The sequence below is a fragment of the Bradyrhizobium sp. MOS003 genome, assembly GCF_003020125.1.
GTDB lineage: Bacteria > Pseudomonadota > Alphaproteobacteria > Rhizobiales > Xanthobacteraceae > Bradyrhizobium.
Genome location: NZ_PYFW01000001.1, coordinates 1,721,108 through 1,747,903 on the forward strand (window position 1 = coordinate 1,721,108; position 26,796 = coordinate 1,747,903).

Sequence of the window (26,796 nt, forward strand, 5' to 3'; positions counted from 1 at the left end):
AACGGACGATGGATCGGAATAGTTCAACCGAAGCCCCTGAGTTCAAGTCACACGCAGACGTTTCTTATGTTCCGCCGAAACGATGAATGAGCTTCTCAACAAAATCAAGTAGAGACGCTCGCGGAGTGCGGATGTCGCTGCAGGCGAATGTAAAGTTCAAGACAATCCCATTGCTCGGGACACATGATGGTGAACGCAATACGCTGTCAGGCAAGCAACATTCACTCGACTCTGCGGCGCCATGATTGCACAGCGTCGTGCTGTCCGTGATCGACGCGGATTGATCGAAGCTTGTGCACGATGACGAAGAGTTCGGCGCGTCATCCACAACTTGTGCGTGGAGCCACGGAATTGTTGGGAGAACTCGCAGGAATTACACGCGCCGGTTGTCGTCCTGATGCCTGCCAAATCGCCCGTCCTGTCACTTGCGGCGGCGCTGCTATTCGCCCTTCAGCATGTCACGCAGTTCGCGGAACGGATCGGCGCTCGGGGGCGCCGAAGCGTCCTGCCGCATCGCGCCGTAGATTCTCGGAACCATGTCGACCGCCTGGTCGAGGCCCGAATCACGTCCCGACTGATAGCCGCCCATCAGGCGAAGGTCGCGCGTGTCCTCGTATTTGGCGATCAAGGCGCGCAGCTTGCTGACCAATTCGCGCTCTTCGGGATCCCAGACGTTATGCGCGAGGCGGGAGACCGAGGCCAGAACGTCGACGGCCGGATAGCGCGCCTGGTCGGCGATGTGCCTGGAGAGCACGATGTGCCCATCGAGCGTGCTGCGGATGGTGTCGGCGATCGGCTCGTTGTGGTCGTCGCCATCGACCAGCACGGAGAAGATCCCGGTGATGGTGCCGGAACCCTCCTCGCCGGGCCCGGCCCGCTCCAGGAGGCGCGGCAGATCGGTGAAGACCGTCGGCGCGTAGCCGCGCGCGACCGCAGGCTCGCCGGCGGCGAGCGCGACCTCGCGGGCGGCATGGGCAAAGCGGGTGATCGAATCGACCATGAGCAGGACCGATTCGCCCCGGCCGCGGAAATATTCCGCGACCGCCATGGCCGTCTTCGGCGCCAGCCGCCGCATCATCGGGCTTTCGTCTCCGGTCGACACGATGGTGACGGCGCGCTGGCGATCGTTGCCCAGCACGTCCTCGATGAACTCGCGCACCTCGCGGCCGCGCTCGCCGACCAGGGCCAGCACCACGGTGTCGAAACCCTGGCTGCGGGCGAGCATCGCAAGCAGCGTCGATTTGCCGACGCCGGAGCCCGCAAAGATGCCCACGCGCTGGCCAGCGCAGATCGGCGCGAACAAATCGATGACGCGTACGCCGGTGCGCAGCGGCTTGTGCACGCGTGCGCGCTTCATGGCCGACGGCGCCTCAGCCTCTGCCGAGACCGCCTGGGGGCCCGGCGTGAGGGGCCCCAATCCATCCAGCGGCGCGCCGAGAGCGTTGATGACGCGACCCTTCCAGCTCGGATCGGGTGCAAAGGACAAGGGCGGCATCCGGTAGGCGACCGAGCCGAGTCCACCGGCGAACTGGCGGTCGAACGGCTTGGCGATGATGCCCTCGCTGTCGATTCGCACCACCTCGCCGATCTGCGGCTTGCCGCCCGAATTGACGCCGATGAGCTCGCCGAGCCTGACGAAGCGCGACAGGCCGGAGACACGGAAATGCGTCGGCGCGATCTCGGAGATCGCGCCGCTGACGCTTGCCAGGGGAGTGCTCTGCTGAAGCTCCAGCAGCGCCCACTCGAGTTGCCGAAGAGCGTTCAAGGAATCCGTCCAACCTCAATCTCAATGCGCGCGGGGCGCAGCCTATTTGCCGGGTTCGCCCAGCGTCCGGATGGCGTTCTGCAGCGAGCTCTCGGTGCCCTCGATCATCGAATTGGTGCCGTCGAAGGCACGCGAAGCCGCGATCAGCTTGGTCAATTCCATCATCGGGTTGGCGCCGGAGCCCTCGACATAGCCCTGCTTGAAGCCGTCGCGGGAGAAATCGGCGATGGCGGTCGCGGGCCAGTCCGGCGTCACGCCGGAATTGCCGTAGCGCTCGAGATTGGCGTCAGCGGGGATGCTGAACAGACCGATGGTGCCGATCTCGTTGTTGTCCTGGGTGATCGCGCCGCTGCGCGCGATCGAGATCGGTCCGCCGTTCGGGTCCAGCGTGATCTGCGCGCCGCCGGAATCGACGACGGGAAATCCGCTCACAGTCTGTAGATCGCCGTTGGCGCCGATCTGGAGCCGGCCGTCGCGGGTATAGACCGTGCCGTTGGGACCGGCGAAGGCGATCCAGCCCTGGCCGACCACGGCGACGTCGAGCGGATTGCCGCTCTCGGTGATGTTGCCTTGCTCGCGCGAGATGATGTTGTCGCCGGGCGAGGAGAACGCGACCGGGTTCGCGCCGGCCTTGGACAGCACGGTCTCGAACTTCACCACGTCGGTGCGGAATGCCGCCGTGTTGACGTTGGCGACGTTGTTGGCGATCGTCTGGAGGCGCTTTTCGAGGGCGACCTGGGCTGACAATCCCACATAGAGGGCCGATTGCATGACTTACCTGTTGAACCTGATGTTCTGAAGAGTAGCCAGCATATTGGTATCCATGCTGGCCGAGGATGCGCCGCCGATCAGGATCAGCGCGGAATTGGTCGAGCTGTCGCTCTGGGCCTGGGTCGCGTCCCACATCGCCGCGAAGCGCTGCACGAACTTGGTGACCTTGGCGGGGTCCTGGAAATCGGTGAGCTTGACCTTGTTCGTGATCATCTTGGCCTGGGCGTCGATATCGGCCGAGCTGATCGTCGCCGGCAGGCCGAGCGCGGTCTGAACCACCTGCGTCAGCGCCTTGTCCGCGAGCACCTGGTAGGCGGTCGTGATCGTGGAGGCCTTGCGAGTGAAATAGAGCGCCAGCCGCAGACCCTCGTTCTGGTCGCCGGCCTTCTGCTCCATCGTCTGCGTGACATAATGGGTCGCCGTCCCGGTCGTGGCCTGGACGGTCTTCGTCGCGTTGGCGCCGAGGGCGGCGAAATTGAAGGCGGTGGCGAATTCCCGGTAGCGGGTGTCGGTCAGCTTGTTGGCGAAGGTGTTCTTGTTGCCAACACCTTCGGTCAGCACCTTGCGCATGAACGCCTTGGCGTAGGTCATGTCGCTGAGGCCGAAGGCCTTCATGGCGTAGGAATAGAGTCGGTAGTCCTTCAGGAAGTCGTCGATCGTCTTCACGTTGCCGATATGGCTCAGGAAATAGTCGGTCTCGCGGCTGACATCCGGCTGCGTCGCGACCTGCGTCAGCGACTTGCCCATGTCCTTGGTCAGCCTGGTGTAGTCCGCGATGGTGGATAGCATGACACGCGCCCCTCTGGCCGCTGTTGCGACGCCGCCCCAAGCTGCCGCCGATTGCTTGCGCGGGGCTGGCGACGCGGGAAGCCAGCCTCGCGCAAGGCTCGCCGACTAGATATTTCCGGTGGGATCGGCGATGGAGCGGCGCGTTGGGCAGTTTCGTGGGGATTTTCATCACGGTAGCGGCGCTGCTCGGCGGATTTGCCGCGATGGGCGGGCATCTGGCCGTGCTCATGCAGCCGTGGGAGTTCGTGATCATCATGGGGACCGCGGTCGGCACCTTCATCGTGGCCAATCCGTGGAAGACGGTGGTGGATACCGGGGTTGCCTGCATGCAGGCCATCACCGGCGCGGTGCCCGGCCAGCGCTATTACCTTGATCTGCTCGGCGCGCTCCACGCCCTGATGCGCGAGCTCAGGGGCAAGGGCCGCAACGAGGTCGAGGCGCATATCGACGATCCCGCGTCCTCCGAGATCTTCAAGGCGTTTCCGAGCGTGCTCGGAGATCCCTCGCTGCTCCAGTTCATCTGCGACTACGTCCGCCTCATCATCATGGGCAACGCGCGCACGCACGAGATCGAGGCGCTGATGGACGAGGAGATCCACACCATCGTGAAGAGCAAGCTGGCGCCCTATCATGCCCTGGTGACGGTGTCCGAAGCGCTGCCGGCGCTCGGCATCGTCGCCGCGGTGCTCGGCGTCATCAAGGCGATGGGCGCGCTCGACCAGTCGCCAAAGCTGCTCGGCGGCTTCATCGGCGCGGCCCTGGTCGGCACCTTCGCCGGCATCTTCTTGTCCTACGGCGTCCTTTCGCCCTTCGCGATCAAGATCAAGATGACGCGCGAAAAGAAGTGCCGGCCCTACATCATCGTCAAGCAGACGCTGCTGGCGTTCATGAACGGCGCCATGCCGCAGATCGCCGTCGAGCACGGCCGCAAGATGATCGCGAGCACCGAGCGGCCGTCGATCGACGTCGTCGAGAATGAGACGATCGCGGGTCCCAAGGCCGTCGTCACCGAGCCCGAACCCAAGGCTGCCCGCGCATGATGGAAGACGTCGAGGTCGATCAGCGCAAGCAGCTCCCGAATTATTTGCTGGACGCCGCCGGCATATCGATCGAACGCATGCCGATGCTCAATGTGATCTTCGATCGCATGGCGGCATCGTGCACCGACAGCCTGCAGCCGATGGCGGGAACGCCGTGCTATTTCTCGGTCAACGGCATCACCAACGATCCGCTCGGCGACATCATCAAGGACTACGAGGGCAACGCGGTCGCGGCCGTGCTCTATGCCGAGCAGTGGGACTCGCGCGTGATCATCGTGCTGGACCGCGACTTCGTGTTTACGATGGTCGAGGCGATGTTCGGATCCGACGGGGCTGAACCGCCGCTCGATGTCGAACGCACTTTCTCGAACATCGAGATCCGCCTGGTCCAGGCGCTGTTCGAGCGGTTCGCCAAGGCGCTGCAGAGCGCCTTCGCCGGCACGTCGAACGTCACTTTCCGCGTGGAGCGGGTCGAGACGGCGATGGCCTCGCTGGCGATCGGGCGGGCCAGCAACATGTCGATCTGCGCGAACATGATGGTGCAGGCGCTCTATCGCGGCGGCCAGATGTTCCTGATCATTCCCCACTCCGCGCTCAACCCGCTCCGGCAGAAGCTCGCTCACGTCGTCGTCAGCGACGGACGCGCGACCGATCCGCGCTGGCGCGAGCAGATGGAGAGCGAGGTTCAGCGGACCGAAGTGACGCTGAGCGCGGTGCTCGACGAGAAGATGATTTCGCTCGAGGACGTCGTGAAATTCAGGGTCGGACAGGTGATCGAGCTGGAGGCCACGCCGCGCACGCTGGCCCGTCTCGAAAGCAACAACCAGGTGCTGTTCTGGTGTCAGATCGGCCAGCTCGATGGCTATTACGCCATGCAGGTGGCCGATCCCGTGGATCAGAAACGGGAGTTCGTCGATGATATCCTATCTCGTTGATGCCGTGCTGTTGATCGCGCTCGCCTTCACCAGCATGCGGGTGACCCGGATGCACCGCGAGCTGGCGCGGCTGCGCAGCTACCAGGGCGAATTCTCCACCATCGTCCACGAGACGGCGGGCGCCTTCGACACGGTCATCTCCGCAGCGCATGATTCCACCGCCAATCTCGGGCGCCTCGCCAACGTGCTGAGCACCAAGATCGATCAGGCCCACGAGGCGATCGCGGCGCTCGATGCGAGGAACGGGCTCGCGCCCGCGACGGTAGGCGGCCCCGAGGCGAACAAGCACTGAAGCGAGAGCCGGCAGAACCAATACGAGCGGAACGCCAGGGCGCTCCGGGAGCGGAAATACCAAGAGGCGATACCAGATGGCGCAATCCTTCGACTATGACTCTGCCACGCGAGCACCTGCCGCCGACGAGGGGCACACCGACACGACCCCGCTGGAGCGGCTCGCGGAGATCGCCGCGCGCACGGCGGAGGAGACCGGCAAGTTCGCCAATGTTGATGCCATCCTGCGCATTCCGGTCACCATGCAGGTAGTGCTGGGATCGGCGACCATTCCGGTGGCGAATTTGATGAAGCTGGGGCGCGGCGCGGTGGTCCCGCTCGACCACCGGGTCGGCGAGCCCGTCGACGTCGTCGTCAACGGCCGCATCGTCGCCCGCGGCGAGGTGGTCGTCGTCGAGGAGGACAATTCCCGCTTCGGTGTCTCGCTGACCGAGATCGTCGGGCCGCTGGGGCAGGGTGACAGCTGACCATGGCGGCACAGGTCGGCATCGCTCCCGTCAAGCAGCGAGGCGTTGCTACGCTGGGCGGCACGGAAAAGGTCGCGGCACTTCTGCTGGCCATGGGTCGGCAGGCGGCCGCGAGCGTGCTCGCGCAATTCGAGCCGCAGGACATCCGCATCGTGACCAAGGCCGCGGCCGAGCTGCGGCCGATCACGGCGCAGGAGCTCGAATCCATCGTCGAGGAGTTCGCCCAGCAGTTCTCGATGGGCGCCAACATTCTCGGTACCCTCGGCGGCCTCGAAGCCGTGCTCGGCGACGTGCTTCCTGCCGATCAGGTCACGGCGATCATGTCGGATCTGCTCGGCAATTCGAGCCGGTCGGTCTGGGATCGCGTCTCGTCGGTGTCGGAAAATTCGCTGGCGACTTACCTGTCCAAGGAGCATCCGCAGACCGCCGCGCTGATCCTGTCCAAGGTCAAGCCGGCCTGCGCCGCCAAGGTCATGAGCCAGTTGCCCTCCAGCCTGCGCAACGAATTGATGCGGCGCGTGCTCAGCCTCAAGCCGATCGTCGACGACGCGATGAAGGTTCTCGAGAAGACGCTGCATGAGGATCTGACGCTCAATTTCGCCCGCAACCTCGGCGCCGATACTTACGCCCGGGTCGCCGACATCATCAACAAGATGGAGCGCGGACATATCGAGGACATGCTCAAGAGCCTGTCGGAGAAGCGGCCGAAATCGGCCGAAGTGCTGAAGGAGCTGCTGTTCACCTTCGACGACGTCATCAACCTGGCGCCGAAGGCGCGCACCATGATCTTCGACCAGGTGCCGACCGATCGTATCGTCGTCGCGCTGAAGGGCACCGACAAGCATTTCCGCGAGCTGATCCTGTCCGCGGTCGCCTCGCGCGTGCGTCGCGTCGTCGAGCACGAGCTCGCCATCGGCGAGCCGTCGAACCAGCGCGACGTGCTGGAGGCGCGCCGCGTCATCACCGACCTCGCGCTCGACCTCGCGGAGAAGGGCGAAATCGAGCTCAACCCCGACCAGGAGGATGAGCTGGTCTTCCGCTGACCGCTGAACGGGCATGGCAGAATCATCCGATCGGGAGAGCAAGACAGAAGAGCCGACCGAGAAGAAAGTCCGTGATGCGCTCGAACAGGGCAAGATCCCGGTCTCTCGGGAGGCCTCCATTTTTGCCTCGATGGCCGCGCTGATGGTCATTCAGGCGTTCCTGATCGGCCAGGGCGTGCAGCAATTGACGCCGACCTTGAAGAACCTGCTGGACGATCCCGACGGCTTCCGGCTCTCCACCGGCGCGGACGCGCAGAACCTGCTCACCGTGGTCGGCCTCGAGGCGCTGCGCTTCCTGGTGCCGCTGGTCGTCACCCTCGGCGCGTTTGGGCTCGCCGCCTCGCTGCTGCAGAACGCCCCGCGCCTGGTGCTGGAGCGCATCAAGCCCGACCTGTCACGAATCTCACCGATCAGCGGCTGGAGCCGGCTGTTCGGGGCACAGGGACTGGTCGAGTTCGCCAAGTCGCTGTTCAAGCTGGCCGCGGTGACCTCCGTGGTCGCCTTCGTGCTGCGCTCGTCCGAGGCGAAGGCGTTCGAGGCGATGTATACCGATCCGGTTGCGCTGCCGGAGATGATTCTCAACATCGCGATGCGGATCGTCTCGGCGATCTGCATCGCGACCATCGTCCTGGTGGCCATCGATCTCGCCTGGGCGCGCTTCCACTGGAGGCGCGGCCTCCGCATGACCAAGCAGGAGATCAAGGACGAGCACAAGCAGGCGGAAGGCGATCCCCTGATCAAGGCGCGCCTGCGCTCGCTGGCGCGCGACCGCTCGCGGCAGCGGATGATTGCATCTGCATCGCGCGCGACACTGGTGATCGCGAACCCTACGCATTTCGCGATCGCGCTGCGCTACAACCGCGAGGAAAATCCCGCACCTCTCGTGGTGGCCAAGGGTATGGACGTGATCGCGCTGAAGATCCGCGAGGTCGCCGAGCAGAACCGGATTCCCGTGATCGAGAACAGGGCGCTGGCGCGCGCGCTCTACGAGGCCGTCCAGGTCGATCAGGTGATTCCGGCGGAGTTCTTCCGGCCCGTGGCCGAGATCATCTACTTCCTGCAGTCGAAGCAGGCGCCTCGGACCGAGAAGGTCCAGTAGATTTCCGAAGACGACGTCCTGCCCAACAGCTTGACGAAAGCTTAACGCCCTAGGCTTCTCCCGAATGGACCAGAACGGGGCTGTCGTGGGACCGCTTTATCTCTTCGAACTCGCATCGTCGCAGGCGCGGTACCTCGAGCTCCGCCAGTCGACCATTGCCACCAACGTCGCCAACGCCAACACGCCGGGCTTCAAGGCGCGCGACGTCGAGCCCTTCAACAAGGTGCTCGACGGCATGCCGGTGAGGCTTGCCACGACGTCACCCTCGCACATGCAGCTGGCCGCAGCCGAGACCGACACGCGGGCGACCGCGAAGAAGGACAGCTGGGAAGTCGTCCATTCCGGCAACTCGGTCAGCCTCGAGCAGGAAATGATCAAGGGCAGCGACGTCAGCCGCGACTATTCGATGAATTCGGCGATCGTGCGGTCGTTCCACCGCATGGTCCTGTCCAGTGCGAAAGCCTGAGGTGACCTGACATGCTGGACTCATTGCAAGCGTCATTGACGGTCGCGAGCTCCGGGCTCGAAGCGCAGTCGACGCGCATGCGCATCGTCTCGGAAAATCTCGCGAACGCGACTTCGACGGGGCGCACGACCGGTGCCGATCCCTACCAGCGCAAGACCATCACCTTCGACGCCGCAATGGACCGTGCTTCCGGCTCGCAGCTGGCGAAAGTCAAGGAGATCGGGGTCGACACCACACCGTACCGTGTCGAATACGATCCAGGGCATCCCGCCGCCGACAAGGCCGGCTACGTCAAGATGCCGAACGTCAACATGATGATCGAAATGGCCGACATGCGGGAAGTCAACCGGTCGTATGAGGCCAATCTCCAGGTCGTGAAACAGGTGAGGTCGATGCTCGGCATGACCATCGATCTCTTGAGGAGCTGACAATGCTTGAGGCGATTTCATCCACGGCGGTCTCCGCGGGACAGGCAGCGAGCCGCGCGACCGAGGCACAGGCCATCGCGCCGACGGCGCCGACCGCCATTCAGTCCACCGACGATGTCGGCTTCGAATCGGTGATGAAGCAGGTGACGAACGACGCGATCGGGACGCTGAAGGCGGGCGAGGCGGCGTCGATCTCGGCGATGCAGGGCAAGGAATCGACCCGCAAGGTCGTGGAGGCGCTGATGTCAGCCGAGCAGGCCCTGCAGACGGCTGTCGCGGTTCGCGACAAGGTCGTGCAGGCCTACCAGGAAGTCGTCCGGATGTCGATTTGATCTGAAGGAGTGGGATAAGTGAAATCGCTCGCCATTGCGGCCACGGGCATGAACGCCCAGCAGACCAACATCGAAGTCATCGCGAACAACATCGCCAACATCAACTCGACGTCGTACAAGCGTGCGCGCGCCGAGTTCACCGATCTGTTCTACCAGATGGATCGCATGCAGGGCGTCGCCAACGTCAACGGCTCCTCGCCGATCCCGGAAGGCGCCAATCTCGGTCTCGGCGTCAAGTCGGCGGCGATTCGCAAGCTGCACATCCAGGGCGCGCTGACGCAGACCGGCAACCCCTACGATATGGCGATCAACGGCCGGGGCTGGTTTCAGGTGCTCGGCCCGAACAACGAGGTGCAATACACCCGCGCGGGTTCGTTCACTCCCAACGCCAACGCCCAGCTCGTCACCACGGACGGCTATCTGCTGGATCCCGCCATCACGATTCCGCAGGGAACCGTCGAGGTCACGGTCAACCAGACCGGGCAAGTGTTCGCCAAGCTGGATACAGAGGTGAACCCGCGTCAGATCGGCCAGCTCAACCTCGCCAACTTCGCCAACGAAGCGGGCCTCGAACCGCTGGGCAGCAATCTCTATCGCGAGACCACGGCGTCGGGCACGCCGGTCGTCGGCCTGCCGGGCGACTCCGGATACGGCAAGATCAACCAAAAATGGCTCGAAGCCTCGAACGTCGACCCGGTCAAGGAAATCACCGAGTTGATCTCGGCGCAGCGCGCCTACGAAATGAATGCCAAGGTCATCCAGGCCTCGGACGAAATGGCCCAGACGGTATCGAAGGGCATGCGCTAGGTCCGATGTCCAGATGTTGAACAGGGTGGGTCTGATCGTGCGCGGGTTGGCGGCCGTGCTGCTGGTTTTGGCTTCGGTGCGCCTCGCCATGGCCGAGGAGAAGCGGCTTCCCGTGCCGGCGGTGTCGATCCGCGCCGGCGAGCTGATCCGGGACGACATGATCACGGAGCGCGCCTTCGCGCCGAACGTCCTCGGCGTCGCCATGTTCATCGAAGGACGGCAGGTCTTGGTCGGCCGCATGGCGCGGCGTGCGCTGCTGCCGGGCCAGCCCATTCCGACCAACGCGGTGGAGGACCCCTGGACCGTTGCGCGCGGCGCCATGGTCAAGGTCGTGGTGGAAGACAGCGGCCTGTCCATCGTCACTTACGGCTCAGCGATGCAATCGGGCGCGTCCGGCGCGCTGATCCCGGTGCGCAACACGGATACCGGGGTGATCATCAAGGGCGTGGTCCAGCCCGACGGAACCGTGAAGGTCATGGACGGGTCATGACCAGAATCCTGCTTGCGCTCGTCCTGCTGCTTTCGGCCGCCTGTGCCCATGCCGCCGTCCGCATCAAGGACATCGCGGACATCAAGGGTCTGCGCGAAAACCAGATCGTCGGCTACGGCCTCGTCATCGGCCTGAACGGCACAGGCGACACGCTGCGCAACGCTCCGTTCACGGAGCAGTCCCTGCAATCGATGCTCGAGAACATGGGCATCAACGTCAGGAACGAGACCACGAGCACCAACAACCCCCCGCGCCCGACGACGCTGCGCACGCGCAACGTCGCGGCCGTGATGGTGACTGCGGACCTGACGCCCTCGATCGGGCCCGGCGAGCGCATGGACGTGACCGTGTCGTCGCTCGGCGATGCGACGTCCCTGCTCGGCGGGACGCTGGTCATGACATCGCTGCGCGCGGCGGACGGCGCCGTCTATGCGGTGGCGCAGGGGGCGGTCACGGTCGCCGGTTACAGCGTCGGAGGCCAGGCGCAGAACGTCAGCCAGGGCACGCCGACGGCCGGCCGCATCCCGAACGGTGCGCTGGTCGAGCGCGAGGTGCAGGGAAGTCTCCACGAGATGGAGTTCCTGGTGCTGCAGCTGAAGAACCCCGACTTCGTCACCGCGACGCGCATTCTGGATGCCATCAACCGCTTCGCCGGCGGACGTTACCGCGCGCAGATCGCCTTCGAGCGCGACTATCGCACCATCGTGCTGTCGAAGCCGCGCCACATCGGCCCCGTCCGTTTCCTCGCCGAGATCGGCGAGCTGACGGTCGAGCCGGATACGCCGGCACGGGTGGTGATCAACGAGCGCACCGGCACCGTGGTGATCGGGCGCGACGTGCGGATATCGACCGTCGCCGTGACGCATGGCAACCTGTCGGTTCGTGTCACGGAGATGCCCGTGGTATCACAGCCGGCGCCGTTCTCGCGCGGGCAGACCGTGGTGGTCCCGCAGACCGTGGTCGAGGCCAACGAGGCGGGATCGCAGGTGGCGATCCTCAGCGGGGTCGATCTGCAGCGTCTGGTGCGCGGGCTGAACCAGATCGGCCTGAAGCCGTCGGGCATCATCGCGATCCTGCAGGCGATCAAGACGGCTGGTGCGCTCCAGGCCGATGTCATCGTGCAATGATGCGCAAGCGTCGTGCAAGCATGCTCGCTCAATGCTCGGGTCTGAAGCGAGAATCGCACGCGACCCGATGCTGAAGCTGGATCACAAAGCCAAATTCCTCCTGCTGGTCGCGGCCTCAGTGCTCGCGGGCGCCTCGCCCGTGCTGGCCCTGGACGAGGCCAAGCCGTCGAAGCCGCTCAACCTGCTCTCCTTCGCGCGCGCCCGCGCCTCCGGCCCGCAGAAGCCGCAGCCGGTCACGGCAATGCCCGGCGACAATGCGTCGATCCGGGCGACGGCTTGGGCCGCCGAAGACCAAGGACCTGCGACCACCGGCGCGGTACCCGCTTCCCAGGCGCCAGCGGCTGCACCTGCAGCACCGCCTACATCTTCACCGGCGCGCCCGGCCAAGCCCGGCAGCGTCACGGCGCCGCTGAAACCCGCGCCGCCGCAGGCCGCAGTCGCCGCGGACAACGAAGTCGCCCTGTTCTGCAACAGCGTCGCCGATCCGGCCGTCGATGCGAGGCTGGCCTGGCAGCTCAAGGAGCTGGAGAAGGCCGAGAGCCTGCTCCGCGAGCGGATCGCCGAGGTCGAGGCCAAGCGCGCCGAATACGAACAGTGGATGGCGCTGCGCGACGACTTCCTGAAGAAGGCCGAAGCCAGCGTCGTCGAGATCTATTCGCGCATGAAGCCCGAAGCCGCGGCGACCCAGATTGCCGGCATGGCCGACGAGACCGCCGCCGCCGTGCTCGCCAAGCTCAGTCCGAGGAACTCGAGCGCGATCTTCAACGAGATGGATACGGCACGCGCGGCGCACCTCGCCGACCTGCTTGGCGGAATGCGTCGCGTGGATGACGGAAAGACCAAATAGATGAAGAAGCCGATCCTCGTCCTCTCGCTCGTGCTGGCATCCGTGCCCCTGGCCGGATGCTTCCATGATCCGTCCGAGGTCCTGACCGGCCCGCAAATGTCGCCGGTCGGCAGCGGCCTCAGGACCCAGGCCGATCCGATCCCGGTGACGCCGCGCATGCGCACGCCCGTCAGCTATCGCTCGACCTGGGACGACGGCACCGATCTCTATCGCGATCCCCGCGCCCGGCGCACCGGCGACGTCGTGACGGTGATCATCTCGATGCAGGACAAGGCCAAGCTCGACAACAAGACCGGCCGCTCGCGCGATTCGCAGGTCAAGTTCGGGCTCGACTGGCTGATGGACGTCGCTGGATGGAACGACAAGGGATCGGCGAATGCCAACCTCAGCACCAACACCCAGATCAAGGGCAACGGCCAAATCGATCGCACCGAGGATATCAAGCTGTCGATCGCGGCCATCGTCACCGACGTGTTGCCGAACGGCAATATCATGATCAGCGGCTCGCAGGAGTTTCGCGTCAACACGGAGATGCGCGTGCTCAACGTCGGCGGCATCGTGCGTCCGCGCGATATCTCACGCACCAACACGATCTCCTACGAGAAGATCGCAGAGGCGCGGGTGTCCTATGGCGGTCGCGGAAATCTGTCCGACGTGCAACAGCCTGGATGGGGACATCGGATCTATGACGCCGTGGCACCGTTCTGAAGTCCGCGCCGGTCTGGCCGCGCCGCAAGGGCAGGGGACGTGATGCGCCTGATTGCGGCCATCATGGTGCTGACCCTTGTCGCGATCGGTGCGGGCGCGCTGGCGGGCCTGCATCTGTTCGCGGCGGCCGAGCGCGTCGCCGACGCGAAGAAAACCGCCACGCCGCCGCCGCTTGCCTCGAGCTACGCCGGCAGCGCTCGGCTCAGGAAGCTGTCTCCGATCGTGACCAATCTGGCCGCGCCGGCCAACAACTGGGCCCGCGTCGAAGCCTCCATGGTGACCGAGAGCATGAGCGACGAGGACGCAGGCATCCTGGCCGCCCACATCAGCGAGGACATCGTCACCTATCTGCGGTCGGCGACGGTGACGCAATTCGAGGGATCGCGCGGGCTTCAGCATCTGCGCGACGACCTGACCGAGCGCGCCACTATCCGCTCGTCGGGGAAGGTGCGCGAATTGATCATTGAGACCCTGGTGATTCAGTGAGAGTGAAAACCCTGCTCCTCGCGTTGGTTCTGGTCGTGCTGCCCGAAGTGGCGCTCGCCCAGATTCCGGACCTCAACTCGTTGCTGCCGCCCGGAAACGGCTCGACCAGCGGCCGGATCATCCAGCTGGTGGCGCTGATCACGGTGCTGTCGGTGGCGCCGGGACTGCTCATCATGGTGACGAGCTTCACGCGATTTGCGGTGGCGCTGTCGTTCCTGCGCGCCGGTCTCGGCCTGCAGACCACGCCGGCCAATCTGGTGCTGATCAGCCTCGCCCTGTTCATGACCTTCTACGTAATGGCGCCGACCTTCGATCGCGCCTGGGAGACCGGCGTCCAGCCGCTGATGAAGAACGAGATCTCGGAAGAGCAGGCCTATCTGAAGATCACCGATCCGTTCCGCGAGTTCATGCTGGCCCATGTCCGCGACAAGGATCTGCAGACCTTCGAGTCGCTCGCCGCGGAGAGCTTTCGCAAGAAGTTCGACGACAAGCGCGTCGATTTGCGCGTGATCATCCCGGCCTTCATGATTTCCGAGCTGAGGCGTTCGTTCGAGATCGGATTTCTCATCATCCTGCCGTTCCTGGTGATCGACATGATCGTGGCGACGCTGACGATGTCGATGGGCATGATGATGATGCCGCCGACGATCCTGGCGCTGCCGTTCAAGATGCTGTTCTTCGTACTGATCGACGGGTGGAATCTGCTCGCCTCCGGACTGGTGCGCTCGTTCTCGTAGCGGCGGCGATCGCCTGGCGCCCCGTCATGGTTAGCGAAACGTGCCGCGCTATGGTTAGCATTGGGTAATATTAACCATCTGATATTGCTATGGAATTCAAGCCGCCCTTAATCCGGCGGCAAGATTCGGCGTGTTAGCAATGCGGCACGGCGGGTTGGACCCCACCCCTATCAGTCCAAAGGCATGATGCCGCCCCTCCGTACCGGTGCAAGTCCGGTATGTCCCCTGATGAAAATGTAACGCGTACATAAAGGGACATTCGCAATGTCAAGCCTGCTCACGAACTCGTCCGCCATGACCGCGCTCCAGACCTTGCGGTCTGTCAGCTCGCAACTCTCCACCACGCAGAGCCGGATTTCCACCGGCCAGCGCGTGGCCACGGCCGCTGACAACGCCGCCTACTGGTCGATCGCGACCTCGATGCGCGCCGACAACGCCGCGCTCTCCGCCGTATCCGACTCGCTCGGTCTGTCGGCCGCGACCGTCGACACCGAATACACCGCTCTGAACAAGGTCCTCGGCGACAGCAACTCCGGCCTGACCAAGCTGCAGTCGCTGCTGGTCGAAGCCAAGACGGCCGGTATCGATCGCAGCAAGATCCAGTCGGAAATCACCCAGATCCAGCAGGATATGAAGAACGTCGCCAACGCGGCGACCTTCAACGGCGTCAACTGGCTGAGCACCAACGCCTCCACGCCGGCGACCGTCAACCTGGTGTCGTCGTTCTCGCGCGTCGGCTCTACGCCGACCACCAGCTCGATCACCGTGACAGTCGCGAACTACTCGCTCTACACCTCGAGCACGGGCGGTATCCTCGACACGGTGAGCGGAAGCGCCTCGGTCGATAGCCTCAACATCGGTTCGCTGACCGACTCGACCGCCGACCAGGCCATTCTCGATGGTTACATCGCGAAGGTCACCGCAGCGATCGGCACGGTGTCGTCGGGTGCCGCCAACCTCGGCGCCATCAAGAACCGTATCTCGAACAACTCGGAGTTCGTGAAGTCGCTGATGGACTCGGTGGATCGCGGTATCGGCCAGCTCGTCGACGCCGACATGAACCAGGAGTCCACCCGTCTGGCGGCCCTCCAGGTCCAGCAGCAGCTCGGTGTTCAGGCGCTCTCGATCGCCAACAACAACAGCCAGAGCATCCTGTCGCTGTTCCGCTAAGCCTTCAAGGATCTCGGGAGGGCCGCGCTTCTCGCGAAGCGCGGCCCTTTCGTTTGCCTGACGCGCGCACCGTGGTTTCGGCCGTGCTGTTGCAACGGGATCACAGCCCCACAAGCCTCGCATAAGCTTCGCTGGCTATCCTCGCCGTTACGACAGGTTGGGCCCACGCGCATTTCCGCAGCCCAAAGGCATGACGCCGCCCTGTCGTACCGGTGCAAGTCCGGTATGTCCCCATCCAATCTGTTTTCAAAGGGACATCAACGATGGCTTCCAGCCTGCTTACCAACTCTGCTGCAATGACTGCGCTCCAGACCCTCCGGAATGTCAGCGCCAGCCTGCAGACGACCGAAAACCGGATCTCCACCGGCCAGCGCGTCTCGACCGCGTCGGACAACTCGGCCTATTGGTCGATCGCGACCTCGATGCGTGCCGACAACGCCGCGCTCTCCGCCGTCTCCGACTCGCTCGGTCTGTCGGCTGCGACCGTCGACACCGAATACACCGCCCTGAACAAGGTCATCGGCGACCAGAACTCCGGCCTGACCAAGCTCCAGGCGCTGCTGGTCGAAGCCAAGACCGCCGGTATCGACCGTACCAAGATCCAGGCTGAAATCACCCAGATCCAGCAGGACATGAAGAACGTCGCCAACGCGGCAACCTTCAACGGCGTCAACTGGCTGAGCACCAACGCCTCCACCCCGACCACCGTCAACCTGGTGTCGTCGTTCTCGCGCGTTGGCGCCACGCCGACGATCAACACCATCACGGTGACGGTGGCCAACTACTCGCTCTACACCGCGACCACGGGCGGCATCCTCGACACGGTGAGCGGCAGCGCGTCGGTCGACAGCCTCAACATCGGTGCACTGACCGACTCGACGGCCCACCAGGCCATCATCGACACCTACATCGCGCAGGTCACCGCCGCGATCAACACGGTCAGCCAGTCCGCCGCCAACCTCGGCGCAATCAAGAACCGCATCTCCAACAACACGGAGTTCGTGAAGTCGCTGATGGATTCGGTGGATCGCGGTATCGGCCAGCTGGTCGACGCCGACATGAACGCGGAATCGACCCGGCTCCAGGCGCTGCAGACACAGCAGCAGCTCGGCGTTCAGGCGCTCTCGATCGCCAACCAGAACAGCCAGAGCATCCTGTCGCTGTTCCGCGGCTAAGCGGCGCTTTCGAAAACGACCGTGCTCCCTTGAGGGAGCACGGTCCCCGCCGTGACCGGCGGACGTAACGGCACGACGTGCCCGCAATCGAACTCCCGACGTCGAATTTTCATGCGACACGCGCGGCGATCGCGCGTCCCTGCGTGCATTGCCGCCGACCTGATTGCATCGCCAAGGCTTCTTGAGATGAGCCTGTTGTAAAATAGGCCTTCTTGTAAAATTGCAACGCCTCGCCTGCGAACTGACACATTCGCGTCCTCGCGCAACCTTCAGACAAGGTTGGCAGCGGAGTGTTCTATACGTTCGCATTGGTACGAGGTCATATGCTCAGTCGTGCGCAGGTACAGCAACTGCTCAACAATCTGCTGGAGCTTGGGCCGCGACGCCTGATGGCCCTGGGCCTGATCGGCTTTGCCGTTCTCGTGACCGTCGTCGGCGGCGCGTATTATCTGAGCCGGCCTGAATTCGAGACGCTCTATACCGGCCTCACCCGCGAGGACGTGACGCGCATGGGCGCGGCGCTGCGCGAGCAGAATATCGCCTTCGACGTCAATACGGCGGGCGATGCGCTCTCGGTGCGTCCGAGCCAGACCATGCAGGCGCGTATGCTGCTCGCCGAGAAGGGGCTGCCGACCAGCGCCAATTCCGGGTACGAGCTGTTCGACAAGATCGGCTCGCTCGGGCTGACCTCGTTCATGCAGGAGGTCACCAAGCTCCGGGCGCTGGAAGGCGAGATCGCGCGCACCGTGCAGCTGATGAAGGGCGTCAAGGCGGCGCGGGTGCATATCGTGCTGCCGGTGCGCGGTTCGTTCCGCGCGACGCAGCAACCGCCGTCCGCGTCGGTCGTGCTGCGCACAGATGGCGCGATCGAGGCACGCACGGCGCAGTCGATCCGCCATCTCGTCGCCGCCGCCATTCCCGGCATGAGCCGTGACAAGGTGACGGTGCTGGATGCCGACGGCTCGATGCTGCTTGCCGAAGAGGACGAGGCGAGCGCCGCCCCGACCAAGATGGCGAGCCTGCAGAAGACCGTCGGCGGCATGGTGCAGGAGAACATCCGCAAGGCGCTGACGCCGTATCTCGGCCTCGACAATTTCGAGGTCAGCGTCTCGCCGCAGCTCTCCACCGACAAGAAGCAGATCAACGAGACCGTGTACGATCCCGAGAGCCGGGCCGAGCGTTCGGTGCGGAACGTGCGCGAGAAGGAATCGTCGCAGAACGCCGACCGTTCGACGCCGACGACGGTGCAGCAAAACCTTCCCGATCAGCAGGTCAACGCCGGCGGCGGCAAGAACTCCAGCGAGGACAAGACCCGCCGCGAGGACGTCACCAATTTCGAGGTCTCGTCCAAGACCACGACGACGGTGAGCGACGGCTATTCCGTCAAGAAGCTCTTCATCGCCGTCCTGGTCAATCGCGCACGGCTGGTCGCCGATCTCGGCGACAAGACCAACCAAGCCATCGTCGACAGCAAGCTCGCCGAGATCAGCCAGCTCGCAGCGACGGCCGGCGGACTGGACAAGACGCGGGGCGACCAGATCCAGGTGACGGCCGTCGACTTCATCGAGGGCTCGCGCGAACTGGCGCCGGTGCCCCCGATCAGCTTCGTCGAGATGATCAACAAGCAGCTCGGCAGCGTCGTCAACGCGGTGACGATCCTGGCCGTCGCCTCGATGCTGGTCTGGTTCGGATTGCGGCCCGCGGTCAACGGCATTCTGACCCATCGCGCGCAGCAGGAACAGGCCGAGGCTGCCGAGGTCGCCGAGCTCGAAGCCGCCGCCGCCGCCCTCGCGTTGCCGGACAGCGAGGAGGCCGAGCTCAATCTCGTCGAAGACCTCGAAGGCAAGATGCAGCGAACGCCGCAGAAGCGACTGGAGCAGATCGTCCGGCTCGATCAGGCGCAGGCTGCTGCGATCCTTAAAGACTGGATGCGACGCGAGGAGGCGGCATGAACGCGGCAATCGGAAAACTCCTGACGCAGTTCGACGCGAACGGTCGGGCCAAATCACCGCCGCCTCCGCCGCCCAGGATACAGGACGTGCTGACGAGGCCGAAGGAGGTCATGCGCGAGCCTCCGCCGCAGCCTCAGGCCCAGCCCCAACCGCAACCGCAGTCGCCGTTATCGGCACCGAAGGCGGAAGCCCCGCCGGCCGGTCTGCTGGACGATGCCTACCGTCGCGGCCACGCGGCCGGCGTCGCGGAAGGCGACGCCATGCTCGCCGAGGAGCGCGTTCGCAGTGCGATCCGGCTCGGGGAGGAACGCGCCAAATGGTCCGACCAGCAGGCGGTCGCGATCGTCGGCGGTTTCGAGACGGCTTGCCGCGAGATCGAGACCAACATCGCAAGCGCCGTGGCGCGCATATTGCTGCCGTTCCTCACCGAGGCGGTCCGCGACAAGGCGATCGGATCGCTGGTGGAGCAGGTTGCGGCGCTGATCGGCAATTCGCCGGTGCCGGTGTTCAAGGTCACCGGACCGAGCGAGCTGCTCGACCTCGTGAAAGCGCAGCTCGAGGCGTCGAGGCGAACCGGTATCGAGTACGAGGCGGCCGATACCCTGGAGGTTCGCGTCGTGGCCGACCAGACCGTGATCGAGACGCAGATCACGGCCTGGAGCGAACGCCTGAAGGAAGCGCGCCGGTAACCCGCCATGGAAGAGGTCAAGCAGGAGCTCGTGATCGTCCGCCGGCGCAGTGCCTTCGCCGAAGAGGCGCATCACGGCGGCGTATGGAAGATCGCCTATGCGGACTTCATGACCGCGATGATGGCGTTCTTCCTAGTGATGTGGCTGCTCAACGCGCTCAATCAGGATCAGAAGCAGGTCGTCGCGAGCTATTTCAATCCGATCCAGCTCGCGGAAAATGCCCCGGCGCCGAAGGGCCTGAAGAATCTCTCCAAGAAGGAGCCGACGTCGTTCGAAGGTCAGGACGGCAAGCGTCAGCCGGCCGGCTCGAACGAAGAGCGACGCGGTGACTCGCCGACGGCCGAGAAGCCGGCCTCCTATGAAGAGAAGGTCCTGTTCCGCGATCCCTACGCGACGCTCGCCGAGATCGCGAACAGCGCGAACCAATCCTCGGGACAGCGCCGTGCCGGCGCGCTGACATCCGCCGAAGAGGATGGCTTCAAGGGTGGCGATGCCTACCGCGATCCCTTTGACCCCGGCTATTGGAAGCTGGCGCCGCAAGCGTCCAAGGATACCGATCGCATGATCGAGAGCGAGCCCAGGCCGAATGCCTCCGCGCGCGCCGGTGCGCCGGGCACAAATCAGGGCGAGCCGCAGCAGCGTCGTGCCAAGGCCGACGATGCCGGCGGAAGCCTGGCGCCGAACGCGGATGCGTCGTCGGCAAACCCGTCGCCATTGCTGCCGCCCGGGTCCGCGCCGGCGCAAGCCTCGCGCGAGGGCAGCGCCCAAGCCACCATTCAAGCCAACGCCGCCGCGCAGGCGCGTCCCGGCGATTCGACGAAGGAGCCCGAGCCGCGCGATGCGGCGCAAGCCCAGCAGCCGACCGTCAAGCAGCTTCAGGCCGCCGTCGCGGAGGCGCTGTCGGACATCAAGGCGGGCGCCGGGCCGGCGGCGGAGGTGCGTCAGGTCGAGGAGGGCCTCCTGATCAGCCTGACCGACGACGCGAGCTTCGGCATGTTCGCGGTCGGCTCGGCCGAGCCGCGGCCCGAGCTGATCCGCGTGATCGACAAGATCGGGCCGCTGCTGACGAAGCGCCAGGGCATGATCATCGTCCGCGGTCATACCGACAGCCGGCCGTATCGTTCGGAGACTTACGACAATTGGCGGCTGTCGACCGCACGTGCGCAGATGGCTTATTACATGCTGGTTCGCTCCGGCGTCGACGCACTGCGGATCGAGCATGTCGAAGGTTATGCCGACCGCCGGCCGAAGCTTCCGAACGATCCGGCGGCCGCGCAGAACCGCCGGATCGAGATCCTGATCCGTGAGAAGCGCCCTTGATCAGGCTGCTCCTCCGCGTCGCATTGCTGCTCCTGCCGTTCACGGCAGCGAACGTGCTTGCGGAGCCCGCGCGCCAGTCGGGCGAGCCCTATGAGCTCGTCCGCGGGTTGCAGGCGGTGCAGGACGGCATCGCCAATGGTGACACCGCCGCGCATGGCAGCCACATCACGCTGATCCGGCAGATCGGAGAGAGATTTCTCGCCGCCGATCCCGGCGTGTGGAGCAATGCGCAAAACAGCCAGGCTGCGGTCATCTATCTGCTCAGCGGCGGCGCGCCGCAAATCGTCCGCAAGCTGCCGCGCGACAGGATGAACATCGACGAGCGGTTGTTCAACGGTGCGCTCGCCTATGTCGAGGGTCGTCAGGAGGAGGCGCGGGAGCTGCTCAAGGATGTCAAGCCGCGGACGCTGTCATCGGGTCTCGGCGGACAGGTCGCGCTGGTCCAGGGCGCGCTGTTCGCGCGCGCCGAGGCATCACTCGCGATCGAACGTCTTGACGACGCCCGGCTGCTCCTGCCCGGCACGCTGGTGGAGGAGGCGGCCTTGCGCCGCGAGATCCTGCTGGTGGGGCAGGCGGAGGATTTCGACAAGTTCGAGTTCCTGACGCTGGCCTATATCCGCCACTACCGCAACTCGATCTATGCCGGCGATTTCTGGCAGCGCTTCTCCACAGGACTGGCGCAATCGAGTCTTGCGCTCGACGAGCGTCGCTTCGCGCGGATCGCAGCGCTGCTCGAGCAGATCGAGCGCGCGGGCCGCCTCAAGCTCTATCTCGTGATCGCGCGCGCGGCGATGCTGCGCGGACAGCTGGCCGTGACGCGGCTTGCCGGCGAACGGGCGCTGACGCTCAGCGCCGACGCCTCGGCGGAGCGCGAGCGGGCGCATTTCTTCCGCGGCGTCGCACGGGCGCTCACCGACGAATATGAGGGCGGTCTCGCCGAGCTGAAGGCACTCGACCGGTCGAAGCTGCCCGAGCGGGACGTCCCCCTTCTGAATGCCACGGTGCAGCTCGCGCTCGATGTTCGCAAGCCGCTTCCGGGCGGATCCGCCACTGCTGCCGATAAACCTCCGGCAACGCCGGCGCGTCTCGATCTGGCGTCATCGACCGTAACGCTGGCGCGCGCGCATAAGAAACTCGGCGAACTCGAACTCCTGACCAGGGACCGCCGTCCATGACCAAGCTCAGTGGAACCTCCGGCCAAATTTTCTCGGGTCTCGCCGAGAGCCTCAACATTCGCGGGACGTCGCGGTCGGCGAAAAGCGCCGGGGCCAAATCGCAGGGCGGCTCGTCGTTCAACGATCTGCTCCACACCGTCTCGAGCCTTGCCAAGCAGGCACTGAACGATGAGGGCAGCGACACGACCGCGAAGGCCGGAACGCTGCGCACGCGTCTCGCCCACCCGGCGGGCAAGGACAAGTCGAAAGACGAGACGGACGATCGCACCGAGGCGATTGACGTGATTGGGTCCGGCGACCAGACGACCGGCAAATCCTCGGAGACGCAAGGTCCGGTCGGCCATGAGCCGAAGCCGGACGTCTCCAATCGCCCGAACGTTGCCGCGATCGTGGGACAGGATCTCATTGCTGCATCGGCTGTAAAGACGTCGATGCCGTCGCAGTCGGGCGACAAGAAAGACGCGCGCGAGGAGCGCTCATCCGGCGCGAGGCGCGAAGCTCCGGCCGCCGGCATGGCAAAGGCAAGTACGGCGGATTCCGCGCCATCGGCCGCAGTTCCGACCGGCGCGCGTGCGCAAGGCGGGACCTCGCAAGCCGCGGCCGCACAGCCGGGCAGCGATGCCTCCGCCAAAGCCATGCCCGCGGCATCAGGCTTCGAGGCCGTCACGGCCAATGTCGAACGCGCCGCCAAGGTCTCGACGCGTGACGCATTACCCGAGACGACCAAGGTCACCGTGGTCCAGCAGGAGACGCATCTGCCTCCGGCGCAGTTCAACGCTCCGCAACAGGTCGCAAATGCGGTCGTCGCCGAGCTGAAGGACTCCACGGGCCCGGCGGCGTCCGCAGCGCCCGATCTCTCGGCATCCCAGACCAATGCGCCCGATCAGCCGCTCAAGATCCTGACCATCAATCTCGAGCCGCCCGCGCTCGGCAACGTCACCGTGCGCCTTCGTCTCGTTGGCACCGAAGTGTCGGTCCACCTCGCGGCCGCGCGCAAGGACACCAGCCAGATGTTGGATCAGCAGCGCGACCAGATCCGCGATCTCATGCAGTCGGCGGGCTATGTCGCCGACGTCGCCCCCGTGCAACACGGCTCGCTGGACGGATTCCCGAGCGGCTCCGGCCAGTCGCAGCCGCAGCTCTCGGGCCAGCAACAGCCCTCGTCGCAGTCGCAAGGTACGTTCGGCGGCGCAGGCACGTCGTCGGGCCAATCCGACGGCGGCGCGAAGCAGGCCCGCCAGGAGCACCAGCCCAGTCAGGAGACCCGTCATGACCAGGACGTGGCGCCGCATCTTCGTCGCGGCCCTGTTTATCTGTAACGCGGGCGCTGCGGCCGCGGCCACCGACGGCGCGCGCCCCTGCGAACGCGAGATGGCGCGCGCGGCCCAGCAGCATGGGATTCCGCTCGGCATTCTCTATGCGGTCGGCCTCACCGAGACCGGCCGTCGTGGCGCGCTGCATCCTTACGCCCTCGGCGCCGACGGCCAGACCGTATTCGCCAAGGACATGGATGATGCGATCGCAAATTTCCAGGCCATGCGCAGCAAGGGCATCAAGCTGATCGATCTCGGCTGCATGCAGATCAACCATTACTATCACGGCGACAAGTTCGCCTCGGTGCGCGCCATGTTCGATCCCGCCAGGAACGTCGAATATGCCGCGCGCTTCCTGAAAGAGCTGAAGCAGCGCGAGGGCAGCTGGACCATGGCGGTGGCCCGCTACAATGCCGGCCCCAACAACCAGCCGGCGCAGAAGCGCTATGTCTGTCACATCGTGGCTCACCTGGTGTCGAGCGGCTTCGGCGCCTGGACCGACAAGGCGCGCTCGTTCTGTCAGCCGAAAACGACGTGACGATTTGAAGTTGTGAATGGTCCCGAACCATCAGCCCCGCGCAAGCAAGATCCCCCATTGTAACTGCAACCTAGCAAAGGAGCCCACTTCATGAGCCTGTATGGTGTTATGCGCACCGGCGTTTCCGGCATGAGCGCGCAGTCCAACAAGCTGTCGACGGTTTCGGACAACATCGCCAACGTCAACACCACAGGTTACAAGCGGGCTTCGACCGAATTCTCCTCACTGATCCTGAAGAGCGGCTCCGGCAATTACGACTCCGGCGCTGTCGAGACCACCGTCCGTTACGCCATCAGCGATGCCGGGCATACGCAGTTCACGACGTCGTCCACGGACCTTGCCGTGCAAGGCAACGGCTTCTTCGTCGTCGCGAACGCCAACAACACGCAGCAATTCCTGACGCGCGCCGGCTCGTTCGTGCCGGACGCTCAGGGCAACCTCGTCAACGCGGCCGGCTACTACCTTCTGGGTCAGCCCGGCAAAGTGACGAATTTCTCGCAGAACAGCCTGGCTGGAATGCAGATCGTCAACATCGCCCAGGTCTCGCAGGTGCCGGTGCCGTCGACGGCGGGCACGCTCACGACCGGCAATCTCGATCCGAAGGCGGCCGTCATTGCCGGTCCGCCCGGTCCGGCGTCATATTCGTCGAAGAGCTCGATGGTCGCCTACAACAACATCGGTCAGGCGGTTACGCTCGACGTCTATATGTCCCACACCGCGACGGCTGCCGGCTCCGACGCCTGGCAGGTTCAGCTCTACGATTCCGCAACCGGCACCTCGCTCGGCGCCGCCACCACGTTCACCTTCGACACCACCGCGGCCGGAAAGGGCGCGCTGGCAGCTGCGAGCCCGACGGGCCTCACCGTGACAGTCCCGGGCGGTGCCGCGCTGACCATGGACCTGTCGAACATGACACAGGTTGGTGCCGACTTCAGCTTCAAGGCGACCCTCAACGGCAGCGTCCCCTCAGCGATCGACAAGATCGATGTCGACGAGAACGGATACGTTACAGCCGTGCTCAAGAACGGGCAGCAGACGACGCTCTACACCATCATGCTCGCCGACGTCGCAAGCCCCGACAATCTGACGCCCGAGCCGGGCAACGTCTATTCGACCAACATGAACTCCGGCAATGCGCAGGCCGGGAATGCCGGCACCGGCGGGCTCGGCACAGTCCAGTCCGGCGCACTGGAGGACTCCAACGTCGATCTCGCGGACGAGCTCACCGGGATGATCGAGGCGCAGCGCGGCTTCACCGCCAACTCGAAATCGTTCCAGACGGGCGCCGACCTGCTCGACGTCGTCGTCAACCTGAAGCGCTGATTTTTCGGCGCTCACCCCCGGCAAGAGCAGATCATGTCCCTTACCGCCGCTCTCGACTCCGCTCGCGCCTCGCTCATGGCGTCGGGCATTCAGTCGTCGACGATCTCGCGCAACATCGCCGGTGCCAGCGCCACCGGCTATTCGCGCAAGATCGCCGTGCTGGACAACCTCCCCGGCACCGGCGTCTATGTCGCGGCGATCCAGCGTGCGGCCAGTTCTGGCCTGTATTCGAACGTGCTGACCGCGACCTCGTCGTCGGCCAAGCAGAGCGTGATCTATGACGGTTTGCAGAAGATCGCGGCCGCGACGGTGGACGATCCCGAGCTCGAGCAGTCGCCGACTGCTCAGCTCAACAAGTTGAAGCAGGCGCTGCAGCAATACGCCAACTCCACCGATAACGCGACCCTGGCGCAGGCCGCCGTGACGTCCGCCAAGGACATGGCGACCGCACTTAACCAGGCCACCAAGACGGTGCAGTCGGTGCGCGAGGGCGCCGACGCCGACATGGCGAATTCGGTCGCCAACATCAACCAGCTGCTGTCCCAGTTCCAGACCGTCAACACGGCAATCGTGAAGGGCACGATCTCCGGCGACGACGTCACCGATTATCTAGACCAGCGCGACAGCATCGTCTCCAGGCTGTCGCAGGAGACCGGGGTCTCGATGTCGATCCGGGCCAATGGAGACGCCGCGCTCTATACCGACAGCGGCGTCGTGCTGTTCGACAAGATTGCGCGGACCGTGAGCTTTGCGCCGACCAACGCCTACACTGCAGGCACCACGGGCAATGCCGTCTTCATCGACGGCGTGCCCGTGACCGGCGCCAATTCCGTCATGCCGCTCAAGTCCGGCAAGCTCGCCGGCCTTGCCCAGCTGCGCGACAAGGACACGGTCACGTATCAGAGCCAGCTCGACGAAATCGCGCGCGGCCTGATCGACGCCTTCAAGGAAAGCGACCAGTCGGCCGTCCCGACGCTGGCGGACCGGCCCGGCCTGTTCACCTATCCCGGCGCGCCCGCGATGCCTGCGAGCGCCACGATCTCGGTGGGCCTCGCGGGCCAGATCGCGGTCGCCGCCTCGGCCGATCCGGCCGTGGGCGGAAACCCGAATCTGCTGCGCGACGGCGCCATCAGCGGTCTTCCGGCCTTCAACTACAACACGACAGGCAATGCCGGCTTCTCGACGCGGCTCCAGCAGCTGATCAACAACATGGGCGCCTCGCAGCCGTTCGACGCCACGGCTCAGGGCAAGCCGAGCGGCAGCGTGATCGAGTTCGCGTCCTCTTCGGCGAGCTGGATCGAAAGCCAGCGCAAGACGGCCGACGACAACGTCCAGTACCAGAACACGTTGCTCGACCGCAGCACCGCGGCGCTGTCCAACGTCAGCGGCGTCAATATGGACGACGAGATGGCGTTGATGCTCCAGGTCGAGCGCACCTATTCGGCGTCGTCGAAGATCATTTCCACCGTCGATGAGATGCTGCAGAGCCTGCTGGCTGCCGTGGGGAACTAAG

General features: G+C 64.9%; 29 protein-coding genes. 26 read left to right on the plus strand and 3 right to left on the minus strand.

What is annotated here, in order from left to right; genetic code table 11:
* Positions 1 to 439 precede the first annotated feature (439 nt).
* Genes fliI through C7G42_RS08335 form a run of 3 tightly spaced genes read right to left on the minus strand, consistent with a single transcriptional unit; the run spans position 440 to position 3,325 of the window.
* Entirely contained in the window at positions 440 to 1,765 is a 1,326-nt protein-coding gene (fliI, locus tag C7G42_RS08325) for a flagellar protein export ATPase FliI (RefSeq protein WP_106948445.1), read from the minus strand.
* A gap of 42 nt (positions 1,766 to 1,807) precedes the next feature.
* A complete protein-coding gene (gene flgF, locus C7G42_RS08330; RefSeq protein ID WP_106948446.1) occupies positions 1,808 to 2,536 on the minus strand; it encodes a flagellar basal-body rod protein FlgF in 729 nt (242 codons plus the stop codon).
* Positions 2,537 to 2,539: 3 nt separating this feature from the next.
* A complete protein-coding gene (locus C7G42_RS08335) occupies positions 2,540 to 3,325 on the minus strand; it encodes a DUF1217 domain-containing protein (protein ID WP_106948447.1) in 786 nt (261 codons plus the stop codon).
* Between the two features lie 143 nt (positions 3,326 to 3,468).
* Between C7G42_RS08335 and motA the strand changes: the two genes are divergently transcribed.
* From motA to flgK, 26 genes are all read left to right on the plus strand, one after another.
* Positions 3,469 to 4,365, plus strand: coding sequence for a flagellar motor stator protein MotA (gene motA, locus C7G42_RS08340; protein WP_028145751.1), 897 nt, complete (start codon positions 3,469 to 3,471; stop codon positions 4,363 to 4,365).
* Positions 4,362 to 5,300: a flagellar motor switch protein FliM gene (locus C7G42_RS08345; RefSeq protein ID WP_106948448.1), complete on the plus strand. Its 939-nt coding sequence runs from the start codon at positions 4,362 to 4,364 to the stop codon at positions 5,298 to 5,300. Before motA ends, C7G42_RS08345 begins: the two co-directional genes overlap by 4 nt.
* Complete coding sequence (locus C7G42_RS08350; RefSeq protein ID WP_106948449.1) at positions 5,281 to 5,592, plus strand: hypothetical protein; 312 nt, start codon at positions 5,281 to 5,283, stop codon at positions 5,590 to 5,592. Before C7G42_RS08345 ends, C7G42_RS08350 begins: the two co-directional genes overlap by 20 nt.
* A gap of 76 nt (positions 5,593 to 5,668) precedes the next feature.
* Entirely contained in the window at positions 5,669 to 6,058 is a 390-nt protein-coding gene (gene fliN, locus C7G42_RS08355; protein ID WP_106948450.1) for a flagellar motor switch protein FliN, read from the plus strand.
* A gap of 2 nt (positions 6,059 to 6,060) precedes the next feature.
* Positions 6,061 to 7,101, plus strand: coding sequence for a flagellar motor switch protein FliG (locus tag C7G42_RS08360; RefSeq protein ID WP_094893600.1), 1,041 nt, complete (start codon positions 6,061 to 6,063; stop codon positions 7,099 to 7,101).
* A 13-nt stretch (positions 7,102 to 7,114) separates the two neighbouring features.
* Complete coding sequence (gene flhB, locus C7G42_RS08365; protein WP_106948451.1) at positions 7,115 to 8,200, plus strand: flagellar biosynthesis protein FlhB; 1,086 nt, start codon at positions 7,115 to 7,117, stop codon at positions 8,198 to 8,200.
* A gap of 64 nt (positions 8,201 to 8,264) precedes the next feature.
* Positions 8,265 to 8,666, plus strand: a complete 402-nt coding sequence (gene flgB / locus C7G42_RS08370) for a flagellar basal body rod protein FlgB (RefSeq protein ID WP_106948452.1) — start codon at positions 8,265 to 8,267, stop codon at positions 8,664 to 8,666.
* An 11-nt stretch (positions 8,667 to 8,677) separates the two neighbouring features.
* Positions 8,678 to 9,094 (plus strand): flagellar basal body rod protein FlgC, encoded by a 417-nt coding sequence (gene flgC / locus C7G42_RS08375; protein ID WP_106948453.1) that lies wholly within the window; start codon positions 8,678 to 8,680, stop codon positions 9,092 to 9,094.
* A 2-nt stretch (positions 9,095 to 9,096) separates the two neighbouring features.
* Positions 9,097 to 9,426 carry a flagellar hook-basal body complex protein FliE gene (fliE, locus tag C7G42_RS08380; RefSeq protein WP_106948454.1) on the plus strand — a complete coding sequence of 110 codons (330 nt, stop codon included), beginning with the start codon at positions 9,097 to 9,099 and terminating at the stop codon, positions 9,424 to 9,426.
* Between the two features lie 18 nt (positions 9,427 to 9,444).
* On the plus strand, positions 9,445 to 10,233 hold the full coding sequence (flgG, locus tag C7G42_RS08385; RefSeq protein ID WP_106948455.1) for a flagellar basal-body rod protein FlgG: 789 nt from the start codon (positions 9,445 to 9,447) through the stop codon (positions 10,231 to 10,233).
* Positions 10,234 to 10,246: 13 nt separating this feature from the next.
* Positions 10,247 to 10,723, plus strand: coding sequence for a flagellar basal body P-ring formation chaperone FlgA (gene flgA / locus C7G42_RS08390; RefSeq protein WP_106948456.1), 477 nt, complete (start codon positions 10,247 to 10,249; stop codon positions 10,721 to 10,723).
* Positions 10,720 to 11,850 carry a flagellar basal body P-ring protein FlgI gene (gene flgI, locus C7G42_RS08395; protein WP_106948457.1) on the plus strand — a complete coding sequence of 377 codons (1,131 nt, stop codon included), beginning with the start codon at positions 10,720 to 10,722 and terminating at the stop codon, positions 11,848 to 11,850. The genes flgA and flgI overlap by 4 nt, the downstream gene beginning before the upstream one ends.
* A 67-nt stretch (positions 11,851 to 11,917) precedes the next feature.
* Positions 11,918 to 12,697: a MotE family protein gene (locus tag C7G42_RS08400; RefSeq protein WP_199580700.1), complete on the plus strand. Its 780-nt coding sequence runs from the start codon at positions 11,918 to 11,920 to the stop codon at positions 12,695 to 12,697.
* Complete coding sequence (gene flgH / locus C7G42_RS08405; RefSeq protein WP_106948459.1) at positions 12,698 to 13,405, plus strand: flagellar basal body L-ring protein FlgH; 708 nt, start codon at positions 12,698 to 12,700, stop codon at positions 13,403 to 13,405.
* Positions 13,406 to 13,447: 42 nt separating this feature from the next.
* On the plus strand, positions 13,448 to 13,891 hold the full coding sequence (locus tag C7G42_RS08410; RefSeq protein ID WP_199580702.1) for a flagellar basal body-associated FliL family protein: 444 nt from the start codon (positions 13,448 to 13,450) through the stop codon (positions 13,889 to 13,891).
* Positions 13,888 to 14,628 (plus strand): flagellar type III secretion system pore protein FliP, encoded by a 741-nt coding sequence (fliP, locus tag C7G42_RS08415; RefSeq protein ID WP_106948461.1) that lies wholly within the window; start codon positions 13,888 to 13,890, stop codon positions 14,626 to 14,628. Before C7G42_RS08410 ends, fliP begins: the two co-directional genes overlap by 4 nt.
* Before the next feature lie 264 nt (positions 14,629 to 14,892).
* On the plus strand, positions 14,893 to 15,798 hold the full coding sequence (locus C7G42_RS08420; protein ID WP_106948462.1) for a flagellin N-terminal helical domain-containing protein: 906 nt from the start codon (positions 14,893 to 14,895) through the stop codon (positions 15,796 to 15,798).
* A gap of 263 nt (positions 15,799 to 16,061) precedes the next feature.
* Complete coding sequence (locus C7G42_RS08425) at positions 16,062 to 16,973, plus strand: flagellin N-terminal helical domain-containing protein (protein WP_106948463.1); 912 nt, start codon at positions 16,062 to 16,064, stop codon at positions 16,971 to 16,973.
* A 323-nt stretch (positions 16,974 to 17,296) separates the two neighbouring features.
* Entirely contained in the window at positions 17,297 to 18,925 is a 1,629-nt protein-coding gene (gene fliF / locus C7G42_RS08430) for a flagellar basal-body MS-ring/collar protein FliF (RefSeq protein WP_199580704.1), read from the plus strand.
* Positions 18,922 to 19,614 carry a hypothetical protein gene (locus tag C7G42_RS08435; RefSeq protein ID WP_106948465.1) on the plus strand — a complete coding sequence of 231 codons (693 nt, stop codon included), beginning with the start codon at positions 18,922 to 18,924 and terminating at the stop codon, positions 19,612 to 19,614. Before fliF ends, C7G42_RS08435 begins: the two co-directional genes overlap by 4 nt.
* 6 nt (positions 19,615 to 19,620) lie before the next feature.
* Positions 19,621 to 20,934, plus strand: coding sequence for a MotB family protein (locus C7G42_RS08440; RefSeq protein WP_106948466.1), 1,314 nt, complete (start codon positions 19,621 to 19,623; stop codon positions 20,932 to 20,934).
* On the plus strand, positions 20,931 to 22,109 hold the full coding sequence (locus tag C7G42_RS08445) for a chemotaxis protein (protein ID WP_106948467.1): 1,179 nt from the start codon (positions 20,931 to 20,933) through the stop codon (positions 22,107 to 22,109). Before C7G42_RS08440 ends, C7G42_RS08445 begins: the two co-directional genes overlap by 4 nt.
* Positions 22,106 to 23,428 carry a flagellar hook-length control protein FliK gene (gene fliK / locus C7G42_RS08450; protein WP_106948468.1) on the plus strand — a complete coding sequence of 441 codons (1,323 nt, stop codon included), beginning with the start codon at positions 22,106 to 22,108 and terminating at the stop codon, positions 23,426 to 23,428. The genes C7G42_RS08445 and fliK overlap by 4 nt, the downstream gene beginning before the upstream one ends.
* Positions 23,379 to 23,960, plus strand: a complete 582-nt coding sequence (locus C7G42_RS08455) for a transglycosylase SLT domain-containing protein (protein ID WP_106948469.1) — start codon at positions 23,379 to 23,381, stop codon at positions 23,958 to 23,960. The genes fliK and C7G42_RS08455 overlap by 50 nt, the downstream gene beginning before the upstream one ends.
* A 90-nt stretch (positions 23,961 to 24,050) precedes the next feature.
* Positions 24,051 to 25,283 (plus strand): flagellar hook protein FlgE, encoded by a 1,233-nt coding sequence (locus tag C7G42_RS08460; protein WP_106948470.1) that lies wholly within the window; start codon positions 24,051 to 24,053, stop codon positions 25,281 to 25,283.
* Between the two features lie 33 nt (positions 25,284 to 25,316).
* Entirely contained in the window at positions 25,317 to 26,795 is a 1,479-nt protein-coding gene (gene flgK, locus C7G42_RS08465; RefSeq protein WP_106948471.1) for a flagellar hook-associated protein FlgK, read from the plus strand.
* The last annotated feature ends 1 nt before the right edge of the window (position 26,796 follow it).